Raw genomic sequence first — 22,755 nt, 5'->3', positions numbered from 1 at the left:
ACTAAAAACCAAACTTACCATGAGAACGTATACTTACACCAGAATTTTTTTCTGTACGCTTCTGCTGTGCTTCATGCAGGCCTGCAGTTCCATCCTCGGACTCCCTTCCGATCCTGAAAGATCTACCATGGGAGAACTCACACCCTCTACTGCGGAATTGAGAAACCTTCCTCTTCCCAAAGAAAAAATAGTCATCGGCGTGTACAAATTCAGGGATCAGACCGGCCAGTATAAACCGTCCGAAAACGGAAATAACTGGAGTACGGCAGTCCCACAAGGAACCACCACCATTTTGATTAAAGCACTTGAGGACAGTCGGTGGTTTATCCCCATTGAAAGAGAAAATATTGCCAATCTTTTAAACGAAAGACAGATCATCCGGTCCACAAGACAGGAGTACATGAAAGACGCTGATAAAAACAGTCAGGCCCTTCCACCTCTTCTCTATGCAGGAATTCTTCTGGAAGGTGGGGTGATCTCTTATGACAGCAATGTCATGACCGGAGGTCTGGGAGCAAGATACTTCGGAATAGGAGCTTCTACCCAATACCGCCAGGACAGAATCACTATTTACCTTCGTGCCGTATCGACCCTTAACGGTGAAATTCTCAAAACCGTCTATATCTCTAAAACGATTCTTTCCACCAGTGTGAACGGAAGCTTTTTCAGATATATTGATACAGAAAGGCTGTTGGAAGCAGAAGTTGGGCTTACCCAAAATGAACCCGTTCAGCTCGCTGTCACTGAAGCGATTGAGAAAGCAGTAAGATCTCTGATTGTTGAAGGAATCAGGGATAAAATATGGGGAAAATCATCTGAAAACTTAACGGGTTACCAGAATTTGATCAATGATTACAACAAAGAGCAGGAGGAAAATGTCGGAAGAACGGTGGGGAATAAATTTCCTGAGAACTACAGACAGAAAATTTCACTTTTTGCCAATATAGAAGCCCAGAAGATCAAAGATGATTATGTGAATCCTAAAATGAATGTCGGTGGAAAAGTGGGTGTAAAATATTTTATCAACCCTAATTTCAATATTGAAGCCAGCGGCAGCTATTTCACTTTAGAGAATCAAAATATTATTAAAAAAAATTACATAGTTCCTGAACTCAATCTTGAATTTCTTTTGTTCCCGAAATACAGATTCAGTCCATACGTGTACGGTGGAATGGGAGCGATGTTTTCAAAATACAAACCTCAGTACAAAGGACAGGTGGGTGGCGGACTTGAATATATGATCGGGAATAATACTGCAATCCGTGCTTCATCACAGTATGATATAGGCTTTAAAGATGACTGGGAAGGTCTGGTAAATGGAAAAAGAAAAGATCAGGCACTCCGGTTTGCACTGGGAATCAATTTTTACCTTGGAAACCAATAAAAACATGAACTATGAAAACTTTAATCAAAATACTCAGCCTGTTGATCCTTACTTGTTATCTGTTTTCATGCAGTGAAGATCTTGTGGATCAGGCTCAGACAGGAACATTGAAAGGAAAGGTAGTAAAAAGAGGGACCAACGTGCCTATTTCTAATGTGAAAATTTTTACAGCACCTACCACACAGACGGTTTTCAGCGGGACAGACGGTACATTCGAAATTGCTGCCATGCCGCTTGGAAATTATTCTGTGAAAGCAGAACTGTCCGGCTATATTACCACTTTTCAGGGTGTTAATATGCAAACCCAAAACCAGGTAGTCACCGTGGTTTTTGAAATGGACGATGATGAATCACTTAATTCTCCTCCTTCCGCACCGCAGCTGCTTAGTCCGGTAGACAATGCGGTGAACCAGCCTTTGAGTGTTGAACTTACATGGACCGCTACAGATCCGGATACGGCTGATGTTTTAAAATATAGTTTAGCAATTAAAAATAACCTCGATACTCATGTGATTCAGGTTAATGATTTGACAGCGAAGCATTATTCGCTTTCAAATTTGAAGTTTGGTGTTAGTTACTTCTGGCAGGTGTCTGTTTCGGACGGCATTCACCCGCCAGTTTTAAGTTCTGTTGGCAAGTTTACCACCAACACCTTGCCTGCAAACCGGTATCATTATGCACAGAAACAGAACGGGAACTTTGTTATTTTATCAAGTGACGGGCAGGGAAACAGTTTTCAGCTTACCAATTCATCGTACAACAGCTGGCGGCCACGCAAAAATAATAATGCGGGACTGATCGCATTTCTGCGAACTGAAGGCGGAAGTACTCATATCTTCACTGCAAATCCTGATGGATCCAATCCTTTTAAAGTAACGACAGTTCCGGCAGCGGGCTTTAATAATTATGAGATGGATTTTGCATGGAGTACCAACGGGCAGGAAATTCTTTATTCTAATTTTAATAAATTATATAGGATTAATAAGGACGGAAGTGGCCTTACACAAGTATTTACCACTCCGGACGGCAGCATGATCTCCGAATGTGACTGGAGCTACGATGGCAGCAAGATCGCCTTAAAAACGAATGATTACAGCGGCTACCATACGAAGATCTATATTATTGATATGACAGGAAGTGTTTTGAAAACCATTCTGTCAGGATCTCCGGGAGCTTCAGGCGGACTGAATTTCTCTGTGGACGGGCAAATGCTTGTATATACGAGAGATACATCAGGATACCAGGACGGAAGTGGAAATTACCGGCAGCTTGATTCTCATATTTTTATCTATAATATGACCAATGATACGGTATTTGACATTTCTTCGGAAAGCGAAAAACCACTGGGGACCAACGATCTTGACCCTAGATTTTCGCCGAATAACGCCCAGATCATCTTTATGAATACTTCGAACGATAATATTTCCCAGAAAAATGTAATGGTTATTGATCTCAATACGACAATGACCGATCTTTCCAGAGTCTCTCTTTTTACCAATGGTGAAATGCCGGATTATGAGTAGAACGTGCTGTGGGTTTGAGAGTAGGAGGGTTTAAAAGTTTGACGATACAAATAGTAAAATCCCCTTTGATCTTCTTAATTTCAACCTTAGTCTTATACTGAAATCTAGAATCTAATAAAAAAGCAATGATGAAAGAATCCAAACCTAAGGTTTGGATTCTTTTTGGAGTTCATCGAAATTGGTTTTTTATCAATCAATAATGTGGTTTTCTAAGGCGTATTTTACAATTCCTACGGAATTTTTTGCGTTTAATTTTAAAAGAATTCTTTTGCGGTGGGTTTCTACGGTATTGATGCTAATGAATAGTTTTTCACCAATATCTTTGCTGCTGAAACCGTCGCATATCAGTCTGAGGATTTCCATCTCTCTGCGCGTTAGCGGTTCTTTGATGTGAGGGTCCGGTTTTCCTTCCTCACTGCTGATAAAGTTGATCATTCTTTCTTTTGCGTTGTCGCAGATGTAGATCTCATTCAGAAGCAGAACGTTTATTGATTTTACAAATTCATCGTATCTGCTGTTTTTATCAAGATAGCTTTTGATGCCTTTGTTAAAGAGCTTCCGGATCTCAGTCATATCGTAACTATTGCCTATGACAATAATTTTGATTTCTTTGTTGGTGGAGGTGATGTCTTCTACAAGTCTGAAAATATCGGTAAGCATCAGCATATTGGAGCTTATAACCAGAATTTCAGGGGGATCTTCTTTTAATTGTTTAAATAAGGTTTCATAAGAATTACAAATGTCAATCGTATTAAAAATTTTGCTTTGTGAGAGCAATTTTGATAAACCTTCTGTATAGAGTAGAGGCTCATCAAAAATGGTTAATCTTGGTTTCATCATGGTTAGTTTTGTTTATATAAAAATATAAAAAAAACTTTACATTTTACGTAATAATAATAATTAATTGCAATTTTTTACATAATAAATGATCGTAAAATTGAAATTTTATTGATTATTTGATAAATAAATCTCTTTGCGTGGAGTTTTAGATTGAATTTTTAGAGTTATCATAGTAAAACTGTATTATTAATGGGACTTTTTGTAAGATTAAATCTGTGTTTAAAATTATTTAACTGCCACAGTGGGGATATGTTTTACCGGAAAATTCACCGACCTGGCCATAAAACAAAACTGGTTAGCCTTATGATGGAGTTCTTTAGCTTTTTCAATCATTGATTCTTCTGTAACAGTAATGGCAGGATGAAGGGTAACTGATGTAAAATGCCCGCTTCCATCTGCCGTTTCAGTCATAATTCCGGTTGCTTCGTCTGTATAATCGGTGACAATGATCCCTTCTTCAGAACAAAAATGAAGGTACCACAGCATATGACAGGAAGAAAGGGAAGAAAGGAACAGATCTTCCGGATTGTGCTTGGTTTTATCTCCCCGGAATGCTGGGTCAGAAGAGCCTTCAATAGCCTCTTTATTTTCAATATTGATCGTATGACTCCTCTCATAGTTTTTGTAGCTGCTGGTACCGGTCCCCTTGTTTCCTATCCAATGGATGGTTGCTTTATAGTGGTGTTCTTTGCCCATTCTGTAATTTTTTGTTTAAGATTAAAAATAAAAAAGGTATTTACCAAAATTAAGTAAATACCTTTCCATAAGAACGAAGATTATCTTAAAACTAGTTCTTAATAAGTTTTTTTACGGTTGTTTTTCCGTTTTCGAATGTAACTTTTGCTACATAAGTTCCATTTAATATTTCTGAAAGATCTGTATTTTTCTCTTTTAAAGTTTTTACGAGTTTTCCATCGACGGAATAAATTTCTATTTTACTTACTTTTTCTTTTGTGCTGAAAGTCAAGTTCTGTTTAACCGGATTTTCAAAAGAAATATCAGTATTTGTTTTTGCAATATCTTTTGTGGATAATGCGGGGCTGTTTAAAAGATATTTAACGATAATTCCTGTGTTTGTAATGATATTATTGCTGTTAACAAACATCTCGGGATAGAATGAATCATAAATGTTGGAATCCAAATAATAGCCAAAACTGGAATCTACTAAACCATTTTGGGCTATTTTTGAAATAAAATATGAACCATTTGCTGTGATTACAGGACTATATCCAACAATATAATAATATCCATTTTTTTCAATCATATTTGAAATGGAGGTGCCTGTACCGAAGCTTGCATATAAGTTATTCGTAAAAGTATTATCAACCGTTCCATCCGGATTTATTTTTAAAACTCCATTAGTATTTATATTTTCTACGAAAATAAACTTATTATTACTGTCCATAAATACATGATCAGCGGTTCCGTACTGACCAAAACCGTTAGCATCTGCTAATGATACAACTCCATTATTTCCGAAACTGGTCATTGTTTGTCCATTCGAATCAAATTTTTGAATAAAATTATTGTTGAAACAGTTGATATTAGATTGATTATCAATGAATAAATCCATTCTGGAAAAGGTGCTCCCCTGTGTAGGTGTAACCCCGTTGTTTCCGAAAGCACTATCAATCGTCCCATTTGCATTTAACCTGTAAATTAGATGGCGGTTATAGTGTTCAGACATACTATTGCCATTGATCCCATGAATAATTATTTTTTCATTCTGTAAAAGAAATCCGAAAGCGTTATAGTTCTGACCACTATTAATTTGGGGAATTACCGAAATGCCACCTGTTCCGAAAGTAGGATCTAATTGTCCGTTGGGAAGCATTCTGTACACCGTTGCTCCTTCTGTTTCATTGAAACCAAAAATCAGCAATTTACCATCTGTCAGTCTTTTTATCTTGTTTAGGCTGATATGGTGAGGCAATTGAATTCTTCCATTGGTTCCAAATGATTGATTTACAATTCCGTCAGGTGTAAGTTTTAATACAAAAGATTCTCGGGGTACTGTAGTGAGAGACACATCACCGGTACTATAGGTTACATATATACTGTTATCAGAGCCTTGGACCATTGACCAAGAGTCAGGATAGTTATAATAGCCGGTACTGCTAATGTTGAAAGGGATTAAATATTCTCCATTTGAAGCGAAAGAGAAATCTTTAGAAATAATTTGTCCAAAAGCAGTCTGTACTGCAAGAAGCAGCACAAGAAATAAATTTTTTGTCATTGTGTATATGTGTTTTAAGACTGCAAATATAACAAAAAAACCTCCAGACAAACCAGAGGTTTAAAATTTTGTGTTAATTAGAATATCCAATCAATTCTTCTTTTTTCGAATTGTAAATCTTGTATTCTAAATATTTGAAAGAATCCCGGGGAATAATGGTGACCCATTTTTTATACTTTATAAACCATTTCATCTGGATGCTTTTAATACCTTTTGTAAGGTAAGCTTCCACGAAAGGGTGTACATGCAGATAAAGCTTTCCTTTATCTTTCTGTATAATATTTCTTATGGTTTCTTCCATTCTTTCCACAACAACAATTGGAGCTGTGATTTCTCCGTCTTTGTTTGGGTTTTCTTCTTTGGTTTCGATCTGTTTTTCCGGTCGGTTTCTTTGTCTGGTAATCTGGATCAATCCAAATTTACTAGGAGGAAGAATTTTATGACGAGCTTTGTCACGTTTCATTTCTTCTTTCAAATGTTCAAACAAATCTCTTCTGTGATCAGGGTTTTGCATGTCGATAAAATCAATAACGATAATGCCACCCATGTCACGAAGACGCAATTGTCTTGCGATTTCTGTTGCCGCCATTTTGTTCACGTTCATAGCGTGTTCTTTATTGGCTGAGTTTCCGGTCGTGATATTATTTCCGGAGTTAACGTCTATGACATGAAGAGCTTCTGTGTGTTCGATAACTAGGTAAGCACCTTTTGAACTTGGAATATTAACGTGTTTTCCAAAACTCTGTTTGAGCTGTTTTTCAACGTTGTAATATTCGAGAAGAGGGATGTGGGAATTATAAAACTGAACAATATTCTTTTTTTCAGGAGCAATGACCTCCACATAGTTGGCCATTTCGTCTACCATCTGCTCATCATCGCAAATAATACTCACGAAATCCTGATTGAAATTGTCCCTTAAAATAGCTGAAGCTTTATCTTCTTCGCTTAAAACTCTGGCCGGAACCTTACTTTTCTGAATGTTTTTGAAAGTGCTTTCCCATTTCTGGATCAGCTGATTCATATCATTGTGAAGGTCTGCTACTTTTTTTCCTTCCGCAACCGTCCTTATAATCACTCCAAAACCTTCAGGCTTGATACTGTCAATAAGGGTTTTCAGTCTTTCTTTTTCCTCAGTGGTTCTGATTTTTTTGGAAATAGAGACTTTGTTGTCGAAAGGGATCAGGACCAGAAAACGTCCTGTCAAAGAAACCTGGGTAGAGATCCGGGGACCTTTTGTGGAAATGGGTTCTTTGGTGATTTGAAGCAGAACGAGATCATCTTTTACAATGACTTTTTCTACGGTTCCGTTTTTGTCTATTTCGGGCTGTATCTCGAAATTTTTTAAGCTTGAAGTGCTCTGTTTTTTAGAAATAGTATCTTTTAAAAACTTCTTATAGGTAAGATACTGTGGTCCCAGATCCTGATAATGCAGGAATGCATCCTTGTCATATCCTATATTAACGAATGCGGCATTCAGGTTTGGTGCCAGTTTTTTTACTCTTCCTACAAACAGATCTCCAACTATAAATTCGCTTTTGTCCTCTTGCTCATGAAGTTCACATAGTCTTCCGTCTTCCAGCAGTGCAATCTTTGTAAGATCATCTTCATGCGAAACTATTAGTTCTTTCTTCATTTTGTTATAAGATAAAAATTATTAAGATCATAGGGAACTGGCGTATTTTTTAGCAGATAAATAATATTAAATATAAGAATTTAGAATGAAATTGATACATCTTTTTAAAAAATATCTGCAAAAGCCCTTGTTTTCCAATGGGATCTTATACTTGCAAACAAAAATATAGTCAGTGATCTTTAAAAAATTAAAACCACCAACTATATTATTATATTGTAAATCTCGAGAAAAAGAGATTATTTTTTCTTATGTCTGTTCGCTCTTCTTCTTTTCTTTCTCTTGTGAGTTGCAACCTTGTGTCTTTTTCTTTTCTTTCCGCTTGGCATAATTTTAATTTTTTAGTAACTAGTTAATATTCAGTTAATGTTTTATTTTACTGCGACTTTAGTTTTTACTTTCTCAACAAAAGATTTTGAAGGTTTGAAAGCAGGAATGTTATGAGCAGGAATCTCAATTGCAGTGTTCTTAGAAATATTTCTTCCTGTTTTAGCAGCTCTTGTTTTAATGATAAAAGATCCAAAACCTCTCAGATAAACGTTATCCCCATTATACATAGAAGTCCTGATCTCCTGCATAAAAGCTTCTACAACTTTCTGTGTTTCATTCTTTTCTGTTCCCAACTTATTTGAGATGGTGTTTACCAATTCTGCCTTTGTCATTTCCTTTTTTAATTTTAAATTTTAGGTGTGCAAATTTAGTTAAAAAAATTGAATACTAGCAAATTAGTGGTAAAATATTTTTGTTTAAAGAGTTGGAGTTTTCATGTTGAGTCTATATTAATATTACATTAAATCACCCTACATGCTGGAATTGTAGTAGCCATTCTCCACACAGAAACGGATGAGATGCAGTTTTGTCTTCAGTCCCAGCTTTTCCGTAAGTCTGTTGATATAGGTATCAATGGTCCGTGTGCTTAAGTTTAATTTTTCTGCAATTTCCTTATTGCTATAGCCTTCATAACAGAATTTCATCAGCTGAATTTCAGTAGGAGAAAGCTCTTCCTGTCCTTTTTTTTGCCTTTCCATGTAGTTCTGCACTGCGAGCGGCTGCTGTTCCCATTCTTTAGAATACTGTTCGTAGTCGAAGCTTTCGGAAGCAATACTCCCTTTGATAATATCTTTGATGATCGTGCTCTTTTTCTGGCAGTAGTAAATATTGGGGATTTTGGAAAGAATTTCTGCCATATCTTCCTGATACGTGTTGGAATAAGTGACAATAGGCGTTTCCTCGTTGTTTTTCCGGATATATTTAATGGCCTCAATACCGCTTAACACCGGCATAAAGAGTTCTATGATAAACACATCCTCCTGTCTCCTGTAAATCCTGTTCACAAGCTCATGCCCGTTGTTACAGTCATTCAGAAGCATATAGAATGGATTTTCCATCAGCGTTTTGATCATGATCTTCTTAAAATAGAAGTCACTGTCTGCTATAGAAAACCGCACGGTGTTTGATAATAGTTTACTCACTTTTAATATCGATTTGGTATAAGATATTTAAAATTCAGAGGCCTAATTTATGAAAAACTTATTAAAGTGGAAATTAAACTTAGGTTAAATAGGGTTTTCCCCAAAATGCCTTAGGGAAAATACGTATTGTACATAAATTTTTTTTTTTATATTTTCACTGGCCAAACAAATCGCAAACATATGTCTACTAACAGGGAAAAAAAATTAAACAAATCTGATGTCCGAATAGGTATTTGGAGGTTTATTCTGTCTTTTGCCGTTCTATCGGTAGTATCTTTTGTGTGTTTATTCCTCTTTTTCAAAAGCTACAGTATTCAGCGGGAAGGAATCACCAGACAAGCAGATGCGTATAAAGAACTGATGGCCCGAGGTGACGTTCTTAAGACGCAGGTAGATAACATCTACGAGCAGATGAACCAGCTTAATATTAACAAAGTACAGAACGATGTTTTCCTTAAAACCAGAATAATGGATGAGGTGAGAGAGGTGAAAAATATCATGGGTAAAGACAGTGTGGATAACTTTAAGCATTATGCTGTTCTGATGAAGCAGATAGAGCCGATGTTGAATTTAAAGGGAGATATTATAAAAGTTGAGTACAACAAAAAGACTGTCCTGAGAGATCTTGAAGAATGTATGGGGAAAGTAGGGAGAGCAAATGATCAGCTTAAAAAAGATCCTACAAGAAATTTTACGGGTAAACGAAGATAATAAAAAAGAAAACATATGCAGGGACACATTACATTATCCAAAAAAGAAAGGCATTATCAGTTTCTTTATTTAATACTGATGCTTTTAGCAGCGTTGATATTCCTTGGAATTATCTTCTTAAAAGGATACGAATCGCCATTCTCCGATGAAGATGTGCGGGGACTTCAGAGTCTTGAGCAGAAAGAAGCATTTGAACGTCAGCAAAAGATTCTGCAACCTGAAATGGACAGTACTTATGTCATGATCAGTAAAATTACAGATAAATCTCCGGAACCTTTTGTAGAAAACAATATCTTTAATGGCATTAATGGTCTGGCGAGTTATTTTCATGGTAATGATGTGATGGATATTCGTAAAGATGCCTACCCGCAGATCGCCAAATTCTATAAAATGTATTTTGAAGACAAGAAAGTTATTTCGACGACGACGGAAGATGTAAAAAAATTCGAGAAAGATGTGGAAGACTGCAGAATTGGTTTTAAGAATACGCAAGACCGTCTTTATGAAAGAAACAATGCCATGAGAGAAAGAACTCAGTAATCAAAGAAATAAACATTAAAGGAATAAACACATCACAATCACTTAATTATGAATTATTTTCAAAAAAACAAAAAAAACATTATTATTGGTGTTATCGCGACGCTGCTCATTGCAGCCCTCGTCGCGTTATGGCTACAGAAAAAGGTCATTCATTCTGCCGATGATATTGTAGGAGTAGTCTATCCTTCCTCACTATCTGTAGGAGATACCCTATTATTTGAGGATAAAACCCAGTTCGCAAAAACCAAGAGATGGAATTTTGGGGACGGGAAAACTTCCGATCAAAACAGAGGCATCCACTTTTATGATAAACCGGGATATTATTCGGTGAGTTTGATCATTGACAACAAGTATACCAAAACTTTTCCTGTAATGGTTTCAGCCAGATACGTGAAGCCAAAAGACAGTGCTAAGATGGCAACGATCATAGAAGCTCCTGCACAGGCTATGCAGAATGAGAATGTACAGTTTCGTGCAGTTTCAGATGCGACTCAGTTTGCATGGAAGTTTGGGGAAACGGGAAATACGGATGCCAAAGAGAAGATGACCATCTACTCTTATAAAAAACCGGGTGATTACCGCGTGACATTATTTACCGAAGAAAGTCAGGAGCCAATTTATCACATGATCAAAATTCTTCCGGCCTACAACTCCCTGGAGCAAGATGAAGTGCCGGTAGAAGATTCTTATAAAAAAATTGATGACGATTTCAAATATCACCTGCAGCAGATTGCCAATGGAAACAGTTTTAATATGCATTACAACTACCTGCTGAGAACTTACCTTTGTAACAATGAAAATACGGTGGTAAAAGTGAGCGACAGTAAGGCTAATAACTTCTACATGTACTGCGCAGGACTTCAGTTTGATAAAAACGTAGTGATCCAGAGTGTAAAAGTGAACTTAGATGATAAGCAAAACTGTGTAACTAAAGTTGACATCAACCAAAGCAAATAATACGATCCGGATTTCCGGACCCCACCAATCATAAAAATAAAATAGGATGAAAAATAAATTTCCTCTAGCAGCATATTATATCGGATTATCAGTATTAATAACGAGCTGTCAGGTGAAGCTGCCATCTAAAAGGACCCCTGAACCATCACAATACGGACAGATAGAGAACTCCCCGGTAGTGAACGGATATCCTAAAAAGGCCGTTCCATGGATCGTTATTTCAGACCGGTCAAGAAATACGGCTTATCTTGATAAAAGCGACGAAAAGTCTTACAAAGAAGTTAAATTTCTGGAACCTTTAATGGTGCTTAAGAATAGAGATGGAATGGTAAAAGTGGCGGAATACATTCCCGATGCTTTAATGAAAAAAGTTTCCTCAAAATCTATTAAGACCTATGGATGGATTCCTGAATCCGATCTTCTTCTATGGAATAATTCTTTAAAAAGCGAAAAAACAGGATATCCTGTAAGAGTCGCTGTAGTTCCGAATAACAGTGAAGTCATTCGAAGTGCCGAGAGATACTACAAGAATGATTCTATTATGGTGTTCAACTCACCAAGTCTTATAGAAACAGCCAACGTTAAAATTCCAAACGGACAGATGGTGTATGTCTATAAGCAGGCAGAAAATAACAAGAGATTTTTGGTAGGTAAAAAACCTTCCATTGATATAGACAGCATCAGTACTAATCTTTACGGATGGGTAAATGCCAACGTTATCTCTGCATGGGGTGAACGTTCTGCCATTAAATTGAAAAATGACACCAAGGTTACTGAATCTGCATTGGGAATCCATGAAGGGTATCCGGGAGCGGCAGATGCAGAGAGCAGAACTGCAGTTTTGCTTACAGAAACTCATAAAAGGACACCTCTGGAAAATATTTATCCGGTAAATCTTGCTTTGGATGAAGCGCCAACCCCTGATTCCAAGACAAAATATTTTACTAATATTTTAGACTATAGTAAAAACTATATATTTAATGTGCTTGGTGAGAAGATTATTTTTGACCGTTACAGAGAGATCACAGAAAGAGATAAAAATATAAACATTGTTTTTGCCCTTGACGTAAGTGCTCCTAATGCACCCTATGCGCCGATCGTAAAATCTCTTCTTCAGGATCTTCAGCTTAGGTTTGAAAAGCCCTCTTACTTCAGCGGGGTAAAATATGGGGTAGTTTTGTATAAAAACAATCCATGTGGAGAAAATGTTTTGGTTTCGAACTTAAGTACTGATTATAGCAAGATCACAACATTCATTACCGAAAAGACCAATGAAATGAACTGTGCAAGTAACAGCGGATATCAGCCCGTAGGTGAAGCTCTTTCAGCAGCAGGAAATCTTCTTTCCAATGTTCCGGATGAGACCAATATCGTAGTGACGGTAGGTACTTCTGCCAACCAGAGCGGAAACATGTACAGTGTCATCAGCTCTCTTACGCAGGCACAGGCAAGATTGATCATGTTCCAGACCAGCGCAAGATCATCTGACACCTACAATGACTTTGTATTGATGGCTGAAAACGTAGTGACCAATACAGCAAAAAATATTGCAGAACTTAAAAAAGAGAAAATCATTAATCAAAGTGATGTTCTTACGAAAAATAACTTCAGCCTTATAGAAGGTGATGCCGGGTTCTTCTCATTGGATTATCCAAAACAGAGTATGTCCCAGGGATTTGTTATTTTCCCTAAAAAGGGTGATGTTGCAATGCCAGGTTATCTGAAAAAATCTGTAGACAGCTTGATTGCACAGGTAACTTTAGACAATCAGACCATTGACAAATCGCTTAATGAATATTTCCACTCTTCAGTAGGAGCAGGAAGAACAGATGTGGATTTAAAGTACAAATACCTGTTCCCTGGTCTTACCAATCCGGTTTCTGCTGGAATTGCTGCACAGCTGATCAATTATGGAAACCCATTCCTGGTGAAAGGATATATCCCTAAAGATTTAAAAGATTATAAACCGGGAATAGAAAAAGGAATTCTTATTTCTGAAACAGAATACGATAACTTGAAGAATTTCTATTCTGAAGTTTATCTTAAAACTGAACCCAACAGAGCAGATTTCAGTCAATCCAGAGCGATTAAAGAATACATCAAGCTTCTGAAAAAATATAATCCAACCTTAAAATTCCTTGATAAATCTGAATTGTATGAGAAGCCAATGTCTTATGCTGTAGGAATAAGTACCGGTTTTGATAATTCTGAAGATGAACTGATGTCCAAATACAAGCTGAAAGGCTGGAAAAAATCAAAAATCGTCTTAAATGAAAGGGTAAGAAAGTACTTCAAAGACTACAAAGAATTGGCAGACAGAATGCTTTCCCACAGAAACGACCCAGCAGTGAAAATCCAGCAGAACGGACAAACATTCTATTGGCTTAATGAATACTTTATGCCAACTACACAGACCGTTGATGCACCGGAATACACAAAACACTAATCAATAATTTTTTATTATACGAAAAGCAGGAGTACAACTTCTGCTTTTTTGTTTTTGGTAAGAATGAGGATGGTAGATTTCAGACATCAGACATCAGAGATCAGACATCAGACGTGAGATTTTTAAACAAAGGTTAGTTGATGTGTACAATATTTAAAGACCCCGTAATCCGTTATTTCTTATTCTGCAAACACGAAAACATACAACACATCATAAAATTTATCAAACACTAAAATCCGGAACGCGTTAAACTTTTAAACAAAAATTAGAACCTTTATCTTCCGAAACACAGTCTATTTCTCATTTAAGTGTAAAATATCCTTTTATTCCTTTGATGACAGATAAAAGTAAAACGCCTGCTCATGACCTGTAAGCGGGATTTTTAAATCCAAAGTCGTAGAATTACTACAAAAAGTCGTAGAACTACTACAAATTTTGAGATTTATATTCAAATGCTTTCAGAATACAAATAAGCGCTTTATATTTGTTAAACAATCACCACATCACAAAATATTAATAACTGTTAAAACTGAAAAGCATGGCAGGAAATTCAAGAGGAATCTTAAAATTCAATGGCGGAGAAGGACAGAAATTATTGAAACTGAAATACAGTGTATCCAGATCTACGGACGTTTCAGGACGTGTAGCATCGGATCCGTCTAATGCACTGATTAAAATTACAGTTGAAGCAACCGAAAAATCGGATATTCTGGAAAGTTTACTGAATGGAAAATACAAGCCTACAACAGGCGAAGTTACTTTCAATAAATCTCACGAGGAAGGGACACTGATCACCTTAAGCTGGGAAAATGGTTATGTCATCCAGCATCAGGTAAGTTTTGATGCTATAGACGAGAACAGCATGCTGATCAGTTTTGTCATAAGCGCAGAAACAATCGACTTTGGCAATTCCAAGTACAGCGGGGCATGGCCATCTTAAATAAGACACTATTACACATCAACATTCATAGAAAAAGATCGTCCCTTAAAAGACGGTCTTTTTTGCCTAAAGTTGGGTGTAAACAAAGAAGGAAAGAACAATAAGAAAGCAGAAAAAAAATATGATATCAGATTAATTGATCTGAAATGATAGAAACAAATTTTTCTTTTTAGACATCTTCTAAAAAAAATATATCAGTTTAAAAAGTAATCAGACCAAAAACTTATTACTTCTCTAATCAAAGAATTAACTATCTTTAACCCTATATATTTTTGTATAAAAAAGATATATTTGTAAAAAATGTATCTTTCAACAGATAACACCAAATCATCTGAAACTACGATCAGGAACACAAACATATTAATATTAGAAAAATTATAAATGGGAGTACTAGTAACCAACGAAACAGTAAAACAGCTATTTCATATTGCTCAGTCGATAGCGAAGGAAAATTATAATGCAACGTATGGCGGCCCTCATATTTTACAGGCTTTAATGCACAAAGATATTGGTCTTAATGAATTCCTTAAAAGCATAGATAAAGATCCAGGCTACTTTTATGAGTGGGCAGATGTCCGCATTGAAGATTATCCAAAGACTGCCCACCTTCCCGATGAGGTACGTCAGGATGAGGCAGTAGACACTCTTGTTGAGGAAGCAGACGATATCCGCTTAAAATTAGGTCTGGATGAGATCACACCCATCTGTATCCTTACGGCTATCGTAAAGCCACAGGTTGTTTTTTCACTGCAGCAATTGAAATCACTTCCGCTCAGAGAACATGAAATTTTTAATTTATACAGAAAAGATACTCCTTTCGCCGTATCTGAAGACGGTGATTTTTCCTCAATTTTTTCAAACGGATCAGATTTTGCAGATTCATCATTTCCATCCATCAAAAGCTATTGTGTAGACAGAACTGCGCAAGCCAGGAAAGGAGATCTGGAAAATATCATAGGAAGAGACAAAGAACTCAGAATGCTTGTTGAAATCCTTTGCCGGAGAAGTAAGCCCAATGTAATCATTATCGGTGAGCCTGGTGTAGGAAAAACAGCTTTGGTAGAAGGTTTCGCAACTGAAATTACCAAAGGAAATGTTCCTGAAATGCTTAAAAATGCCACCCTTCTTGAACTGGACACAGGCGCATTATTGGCAGGAACATCTTACAAAGGCGAAATCGAAGACCGTCTTAAAAAAGTCATCAATGAATGTAAGAAAATTGAAAAAGCAGTTCTTTTCATTGATGAAATCCACACCCTTTTAGATCCCAAAGGAAGTATTGGGAATGTAGCCAACCTCCTGAAACCTGAACTGGCAAGAGGAGAAATTACAGTAATCGGGGCTACAACACAGGAAGAATATAGAAAAATTATTGAACCGGAACAGGCGTTTAACCGTCGTTTTGAAGTATTAACGGTCAATGAACCGGATGAACAAACCTGCGTAAAGATGATCGATGTCCTTCTTGATGGTTACAAAAAACACCACGGGATCGAAGTAGAAAAAACATCTATTCCAGAGTGCGTACGTCTGGCAAAAAGATATGCAAAAGGTAAAAAACTGCCCGATGCAGCGATTGACCTGCTAGACAGAACCATGGCCGCCATTAAAATGTTGGATGAACTTTCAGAAAAAGAGCTGGCAAGTTGGAAAGAAACTTATGAAACTATTGTAAAAGAAGAATATACCGACACGAAAGATCAGGCTAATGAACTGATCTGGAATTATAATCTTCTTAGGGATAAAATAAGCCCAATTCTTTGGGGATCATTAAGTGAGCAGCCTACTATCGATAATTCTATGCCTGTTGATCAGATCCATAAAATCATCGATGACACGTATGCAGAGCTTTTACAGCACGCGGCCAAAAAAAGAGAAAAAGTAGATCGTCTGGAGCTGGCAGCAGTGATGGCGGCCAAAACAAATATTCCAATCGGGAAGATTCAGGCTCAGGAAAAAGAAAAACTTCTGAACATGGAATCTCTTCTATTGAACAGAGTAGTAGGTCAGGATCATGCTCTGAAAATCCTTTCGGATGCCATTGTTGAAAACCGAAGCGGACTTAATAAACCCGGACAGCCTATCGGATCATTTTTCCTTCTGGGACCTACCGGGACCGGAAAAACCGAGCTGGCTAAATCTATGGCAGAATTGCTTTTCAACGATGAGAAAGCCATGGTTCGTTTTGATATGTCTGAATTTAAAGAAGAACATTCAGCAGCATTATTATACGGAGCGCCTCCGGGATATGTAGGTTACGAAGAAGGAGGAATGTTGGTGAATAAGATCAGACAGCAACCCTACACCGTCGTTTTATTTGATGAAATCGAAAAAGCACACCATTCCGTTTTTGATGTATTTTTACAGATCATGGATGAAGGAAAGGTTCATGATAAATTAGGAAAAGAAGGAGATTTCAGCAATGCGATCATCTTATTTACTTCAAATATAGGAAGTGAAGAGATTGTCAAACAGTTTGAAGAAGGTAAAGTTCCCGAATCATCTTTGCTGATGCAGATTATGTCCAATTCAGGAAGATTCAGACCTGAGTTTTTAGCAAGGATCACAGAGATTATTCCTTTTGCACCGATTACGGAATCTATCGCAGAAAGAATTTTCAATATCCAGTTGAAATCACTCCATACCTCACTTACAAGATTAGGAATGAGCTTAAAAATTACAGACGAAGCCGTGAAAAATCTTGCATTGGGAGGCTTCAGCAGTAAATACGGAGCAAGACAGATTTCCGGAGTAATCCGTGCTCAACTGGCGAGACCGATTTCAAAGATGATCGTAAGAGAAGAAGTGAAATCCGGACAGACGCTTCATGTAGACTGGAACAGCGAAGAGGAAAAAATAAGCTGGAAAGTAGATTAACAATAAACAAAGAAAGCTGATCAGTACAAGGACCGCATGTCTTTCATCTTATGAGCTTTCTTTGAAAAAACATAATGAATTAAAATGAGAATCCTATTCAAAAATATCTTTACAGGATTGATGCTGGCAGGGAGTTTTATAATGGTGAAGGGACAGTTTCTTGCCGCCTCAGATACTTCTGAAAACAGTGTAAGAAAGTACAATAACATTATAAATTCCAATAAGGAAATCGTTGAATTTATCGAATATTCATTGGTGCAGAAAGGTCTGCCCAAACATTTGAGAAATCTGGCGCTCATTGAGTCACATTTTAACAGGAATATCACCTCGGGAGCCGGAGCGGTGGGCGTATGGCAGTTCATGACCGCCCATGCCAACCAATATGGACTTACAGAGCAGAACCGTACAGACGTCTATAAAAGTACCAAGACTGCTGTAGTTTCCCTGGCTAACCTGTACAGAAAGTATGGTGACTGGATTACTGTAGTAGCAGCCTATAACTGTGGCGAAGGAAATATTGCCAAAGCGATGGAGTCTGCAGGTTCGACCCAATATCATCTATTTTCCAAATACCTCCCTGGAGAAACAATCAATCACGTAAAAAAATATCTGAATGCATGCTATGCAACCGGTGAGCTGGAAAGTGTTTTAAACAACTATAATTCTTCCAGGCTTAATAAGGTTTTCTTTACCGAGGGAGGAAGTAGCAGGAATTCTGGTGTATCTCTGCAGGAAACAGAGATCAATGCAGGATTTAATCTGGACATCATTGCTAATGAATTGAACATTGGAATGAGTGAAATTCTCGCCTGGAATCCTGGCATTGTAGAAGAACTTCAGAAAAAAGGGGAGAGCCCTCTTTATCTTCCAACGGATCTTATGCCAGACTTTCTTTTGAGGAAAAATAAAATTCTAATACGTTCTATAAAAGAAGGAAATCGGGTACAACAATAAACCCAAAAAGTATAAATAAACTTATAGCCGTTACGTTAGTGACGGTTTTTTTTATGTCTTTATATTACTTGGTAAAACGTCGGGATTTGTTATAATTCTTTTTCTTTATTTCTCCTTATAGTGTAAAAAAGTACGTAGAATTCGTGTTTTTTATTGTGTTAATCGTTTTTAATTCAGATTTTTAGGTTTTATTTTAAATCAAAAGTCGTAGAATTACTACATCAAATCGTAGAATTACTACAAATTTTCAAATTTATATTCAAAAGCTTTATTATCAAAATATGACGTTATATATTTGCTATGTAATCAATCACCAAATCACAAAATATTAACAATTAAAATTTACCAATCATGGCAGCAAATTCAAGAGGAATCTTAAAATTCAACAACGGAGGAGAACAAAAGTTATTAAAGCTTAATTACAGTGTTTCAAGATCTACAGACGTTTCAGGACGTGTAGCATCAGACCCTTCCAATGCTTTGATCAAAGTAACAGTGGAAGCTACTGAGAAATCTGATATCTTAGAAAGCCTATTGAACGGAAAGTATAAGCCTACTACAGGTGAAGTTACTTTCAACAAATCTCACGAAGAAGGTACATTAACTACCTTAAAGTGGGAAAACGGATATGTTATCCAACACGAAGTAGACTTCGACGCTGTAGACGAAAACAGCATGCTGATCAGCTTTGTCGTAAGCGCGGAAGTGATCACCCTTGGTAACTCTGAGTATCGTGGAATGTGGCCTTCAGACGGAAAATAATCTAAACAATCACCTTAGTAAAAATAAATTGGTACAGGATAGTGTATTCGCAGGAATATGCTATTCTGTTTTTGCTATTTTTAGCCAATTGAACCTCCAAAAAAACGAATCCTGTAGGAATTCTTATTTAATTTTTTTTTAAGAATTGAAAATGAATCTTCAAAAAAAATTGAACATCCTGAAGCGATTCAATACGGATTCCTAATTAAAAAAACACAGAATATGTTCAAGGATGATCAATCGATAAAAGGACAAAGCTCTAAAGGCAGTGTCAAAAAAAATATAATGGCATCACAACAGCTTAAAAATGCTGAAAATAATGCCGTACAAAAAATAGACGAAAAGCTTCATAAAGCAGATGAAGCTGTAAAAAAGTCAGCAAAAAAGGCTCAGGAAATCTATTCCGGTACTGCCCAAAACTCAAAAATGTTCATGAACCAAACGCTGGTTCCGAATAATCCATCCATTACCGAAAATAAGGTCTGGGCAAAACAGCCCACCTCAAAAATACACAATGCTGCCGCCATTCCTGAAAGCTTAATTGCCGGAATCAACCGCGTTGTTATGCTTGATATTGTCATTGAAGGACAGATTATTAAACATTTCAAGCATTTTAAACTGGCTCAGAGTGCCTCAAGGCATCATGAATTCAGCCTGACCCTTGCTCATGATACTCTGGGAAGTCCGGAAAATCATAATCTGCAGGAAGCGCAGAATTTTTTAGGCAAAAGAATTACCGTAGTATTTCAATATAAAGATATTGAAGAAGGGCCCGAACGTAACTTTGTCGGGGTTATCACAGAAGTAGGTTTCAGTCAGGAAAAAGGGAATCTTGGAAATATCATCCTTACCGGATTCAGTCCTACGGTTTTGCTGGATGCGGCACCTCATATCCAGAGTTTCGGAGGTGGGCAGGAAGTGAGCTTAAACAGTATTGCCCATCATGTGATCAAAGAAGGTCTTGGATCAAATAAATTTGATTTCAGGGTAGATGCCCAGCATGGAAATGTTCCCTACAGCTCTCAATACGAAGAAACGCATTATAATTATCTGGCAAGAATTGCCGAAGCATACGGAGAACAGTTTTATTACGATGGTGAAGTACTGCATTTCGGGAAGCTTCCGCCACAGGAAAAACCGGTGATGCTTACTTATGGCAGCAGTGTAAGTGATATTGCTATCAAAATGAAAGCACAGCATGTAAGTCCAAGTTTTTACGGTTACAACAGCAGTAAAAATGAAAAGCTGACTACCGGAAGTTCAAAGATCAGTCATACTTCAGATATTGCCAAACGGGCTTATGAAATATCAGAGAGAACTTTTAAGACGCCCTCATTAAGAGTAGCCCCTATTAAAGCCACCTCTTTTATGGATATCGATGCATCGCAGAAAGGCACAGCAGGTAGTAAGGCATCGGAAGTTTTCATTACTTCAGGAACGACTACCGTTCCGTTCTTATATCCGGGATGTAATGCAGATATTGAAATGCGTAAAGCAGATAGCAGTGATACGGCCTATTTTACAAAATTAATGATCATTGGAGTTACCCATGAAGTGGATGCAAGAGGTTATTATGAAGGCACTTTTGAAGCTATTGCTGCAGACACCGGATTTATTCCCCGCCCGGAATTTGAAATTCCAAAAGCAGAACCTCAGTTTGCCAAAGTAATATCCAACAGCGATCCTTCAGATCAGGGCAGAGTGAAAGTACAGTTTGACTGGCAGGCAGGGCAGGATACTACCGAATTTATCCGCGTCATGTCTCCTGACGCCGGAAGCAGTGATAAAGTCAATAAAAACCGTGGTTTTATGTCTGTTCCTGAAGTAGGTGATCAGATCATCGTGAACTTTGTTCATCAGCATCCGGACCGTCCTTTTGTGATGGGAGGAATGTTTCATGGAGGGATTGGTGCCGGAGGTGGAGCCGGGAATAATGTGATGAGTTTTAGTGGAAGAAGTGGCGCAGAATTGAAATATGACAATGGAGCCGGATCTATGAATCTAAAGGATCAGGGAGGGGCTAATATGTTTTTTGATGGAGCGGGGAATGTAGTCCACAATGCAAATAATGACAGTACAAAAACAGTTGGTAACAATAAAACGGATAAAATTGGTAATAATAAAAAACTCGAAGTTGGATGTGACCATATAACAGATGTAGGAAATACGCATAAGGTGGAGGTAGGAAAAGAGCAAAGTATATTTACAATGGATAACGCAGGGGTTATAAATTTAACAGGAGTTGATAAAATAACACTTAAGGTAGGAAGTAGTGAGATTAAAATTACAGGTACTAAAATTACAATAACCAGTGCTGAGGTAGAAATAAAAGGAACCGGGACAGCAAAAGCAATTTTTAATGGAAGTACTACTATTACAGGAACATCTGTAGATATAAATTAAAAAATGGAGTTTATAAAATACGAAATACAAAAAGGTGATACTTTAAAATCTATTGCTGAAAAATATGATTTGGATGCAAATGAGATGAAGATATTTCATAACGAAAATTGTGGAATAACTGGAATAATTTTAAATGACGATTTACCGTTGCATCTCAAGTATATATTAATCAACAAAAATATAATACATCAAAAAAAGAAGAATAAGGCAAAGAGCGGAGAATTAGATTTTAATCAACAAGCTAGATATAGATGTGAGCAAATAAATACTTCTAAATTTAATAATAATTTGGTTCATTATGTTGAACAACACTTTCAATATCTTCTTAAACATAACCTTTCTCTTGAAACAGGATATGTTAAATTGGAGGATTATAACAAAGAAATTTCTCCCAAATTTTTAGAAGAAACATTTGATTTTATTGAGAAAACCGATAGAATTAAAAATAATGTATTGTTTAATCTGGATATTGAAACGGGTAAACCAAAACAAATTTTAAATAAAAAGGAGATTAATGATAACTGGTTATATTTTAGACAGAAGGAGTTTTATAATATACCTTTTATAAAAAAAATTGGAGAAACAAATAGGGGAGCTGTTAAAGAATTATTAGATATGGGAGATCAACAATTCTCATTATCAGCTAACAATGAGGAAGAGTATTGGAGAGACTTCTTTTATTTTTGTTGTTTTGATCAATATCTCTTTAAGGAAAGCCAGTGGGAAAACGTAAAGTTTGATTTTATATCAACAATTGTTCCACCAATAATTATTCCATTAAACTTAAGATATGATAAGATAGATGAGAATGATGGAATTGTTTCAATTAGGAAGGTAGCAGAATATGAAATGTCCGAAAAACTACTAACTGAAATTAGAAACAGATACGATGAACTTCATAGGGCAGTTGTTAAATATGATTTTACTGCATACAAGATTATTTTTCGATCAACTATAGAAATGAATACTAAGACCAAAACTATTAATAACGCAAGAGTTGTTTTAAAAGAAGAAATTTCTGATAACATTGAGAATGAATGTATATTTACAGTTAAGAAATTAGAAAATTTTACTCCATAA

General features: G+C 36.7%; 18 protein-coding genes. 12 read left to right on the top strand and 6 right to left on the bottom strand.

Features of this window, described 5'->3' with window-relative positions:
* The first annotated feature begins 19 nt into the window (after window positions 1-19).
* Window positions 20-1,384, top strand: a complete 1,365-nt coding sequence (locus EG346_RS00540) for a CsgG/HfaB family protein (RefSeq protein WP_123876650.1) — start codon at window positions 20-22, stop codon at window positions 1,382-1,384.
* A gap of 11 nt (window positions 1,385-1,395) precedes the next feature.
* Complete coding sequence (locus EG346_RS00535) at window positions 1,396-2,907, top strand: carboxypeptidase-like regulatory domain-containing protein (RefSeq protein WP_123876649.1); 1,512 nt, start codon at window positions 1,396-1,398, stop codon at window positions 2,905-2,907.
* Between the two features lie 189 nt (window positions 2,908-3,096).
* Here EG346_RS00535 and EG346_RS00530 read toward each other — a convergent pair whose 3' ends face one another.
* The 6 genes from EG346_RS00530 to EG346_RS00505 all read right to left on the bottom strand — a co-directional run bounded on the left by EG346_RS00530 (window position 3,097) and on the right by EG346_RS00505 (window position 9,085).
* On the bottom strand, window positions 3,097-3,747 hold the full coding sequence (locus tag EG346_RS00530; protein ID WP_228426464.1) for a response regulator transcription factor: 651 nt from the start codon (window positions 3,745-3,747) through the stop codon (window positions 3,097-3,099).
* Between the two features lie 225 nt (window positions 3,748-3,972).
* Window positions 3,973-4,443, bottom strand: a complete 471-nt coding sequence (locus EG346_RS00525) for an OsmC family protein (RefSeq protein WP_073333630.1) — start codon at window positions 4,441-4,443, stop codon at window positions 3,973-3,975.
* Window positions 4,444-4,534: 91 nt separating this feature from the next.
* Window positions 4,535-5,983 (bottom strand): delta-60 repeat-containing protein, encoded by a 1,449-nt coding sequence (locus EG346_RS00520; protein WP_073333634.1) that lies wholly within the window; start codon window positions 5,981-5,983, stop codon window positions 4,535-4,537.
* Between the two features lie 73 nt (window positions 5,984-6,056).
* Window positions 6,057-7,616, bottom strand: coding sequence for an Rne/Rng family ribonuclease (locus tag EG346_RS00515; RefSeq protein ID WP_073333637.1), 1,560 nt, complete (start codon window positions 7,614-7,616; stop codon window positions 6,057-6,059).
* A 368-nt stretch (window positions 7,617-7,984) separates the two neighbouring features.
* Window positions 7,985-8,275: an HU family DNA-binding protein gene (locus EG346_RS00510; protein ID WP_002984212.1), complete on the bottom strand. Its 291-nt coding sequence runs from the start codon at window positions 8,273-8,275 to the stop codon at window positions 7,985-7,987.
* Between the two features lie 138 nt (window positions 8,276-8,413).
* Window positions 8,414-9,085: a response regulator transcription factor gene (locus EG346_RS00505; RefSeq protein WP_073333639.1), complete on the bottom strand. Its 672-nt coding sequence runs from the start codon at window positions 9,083-9,085 to the stop codon at window positions 8,414-8,416.
* A 180-nt stretch (window positions 9,086-9,265) separates the two neighbouring features.
* Between EG346_RS00505 and tssO the strand changes: the two genes are divergently transcribed.
* The 10 genes from tssO to EG346_RS00455 all read left to right on the top strand — a co-directional run bounded on the left by tssO (window position 9,266) and on the right by EG346_RS00455 (window position 22,755).
* Window positions 9,266-9,796 carry a type VI secretion system TssO gene (tssO, locus tag EG346_RS00500; RefSeq protein ID WP_073333642.1) on the top strand — a complete coding sequence of 177 codons (531 nt, stop codon included), beginning with the start codon at window positions 9,266-9,268 and terminating at the stop codon, window positions 9,794-9,796.
* A gap of 15 nt (window positions 9,797-9,811) precedes the next feature.
* Window positions 9,812-10,336 (top strand): type VI secretion system transmembrane protein TssO, encoded by a 525-nt coding sequence (locus tag EG346_RS00495; protein ID WP_073333644.1) that lies wholly within the window; start codon window positions 9,812-9,814, stop codon window positions 10,334-10,336.
* Window positions 10,337-10,384: 48 nt separating this feature from the next.
* On the top strand, window positions 10,385-11,293 hold the full coding sequence (locus tag EG346_RS00490; RefSeq protein WP_073333647.1) for a PKD domain-containing protein: 909 nt from the start codon (window positions 10,385-10,387) through the stop codon (window positions 11,291-11,293).
* A gap of 46 nt (window positions 11,294-11,339) precedes the next feature.
* Window positions 11,340-13,739, top strand: a complete 2,400-nt coding sequence (tssR, locus tag EG346_RS00485; protein WP_073333651.1) for a type VI secretion system protein TssR domain-containing protein — start codon at window positions 11,340-11,342, stop codon at window positions 13,737-13,739.
* A gap of 538 nt (window positions 13,740-14,277) precedes the next feature.
* Entirely contained in the window at window positions 14,278-14,679 is a 402-nt protein-coding gene (gene tssD, locus EG346_RS00480) for a type VI secretion system tube protein TssD (RefSeq protein ID WP_073333653.1), read from the top strand.
* A gap of 381 nt (window positions 14,680-15,060) precedes the next feature.
* Entirely contained in the window at window positions 15,061-17,556 is a 2,496-nt protein-coding gene (locus tag EG346_RS00475; protein WP_123876648.1) for an ATP-dependent Clp protease ATP-binding subunit, read from the top strand.
* Between the two features lie 84 nt (window positions 17,557-17,640).
* Entirely contained in the window at window positions 17,641-18,510 is an 870-nt protein-coding gene (locus EG346_RS00470) for a lytic transglycosylase domain-containing protein (protein WP_073333658.1), read from the top strand.
* 351 nt (window positions 18,511-18,861) lie between these two features.
* Window positions 18,862-19,272: a type VI secretion system tube protein TssD gene (tssD, locus tag EG346_RS00465; RefSeq protein ID WP_181876102.1), complete on the top strand. Its 411-nt coding sequence runs from the start codon at window positions 18,862-18,864 to the stop codon at window positions 19,270-19,272.
* A 285-nt stretch (window positions 19,273-19,557) separates the two neighbouring features.
* Window positions 19,558-21,675, top strand: a complete 2,118-nt coding sequence (locus tag EG346_RS00460) for a type VI secretion system Vgr family protein (protein ID WP_394343270.1) — start codon at window positions 19,558-19,560, stop codon at window positions 21,673-21,675.
* A 3-nt stretch (window positions 21,676-21,678) separates the two neighbouring features.
* Entirely contained in the window at window positions 21,679-22,755 is a 1,077-nt protein-coding gene (locus EG346_RS00455) for a LysM peptidoglycan-binding domain-containing protein (RefSeq protein ID WP_123876646.1), read from the top strand.

The sequence above is a fragment of the Chryseobacterium carnipullorum genome (assembly GCF_003815695.1).
GTDB lineage: Bacteria > Bacteroidota > Bacteroidia > Flavobacteriales > Weeksellaceae > Chryseobacterium > Chryseobacterium carnipullorum.
This window is presented reverse-complemented; position numbering and strand designations above follow the sequence as displayed.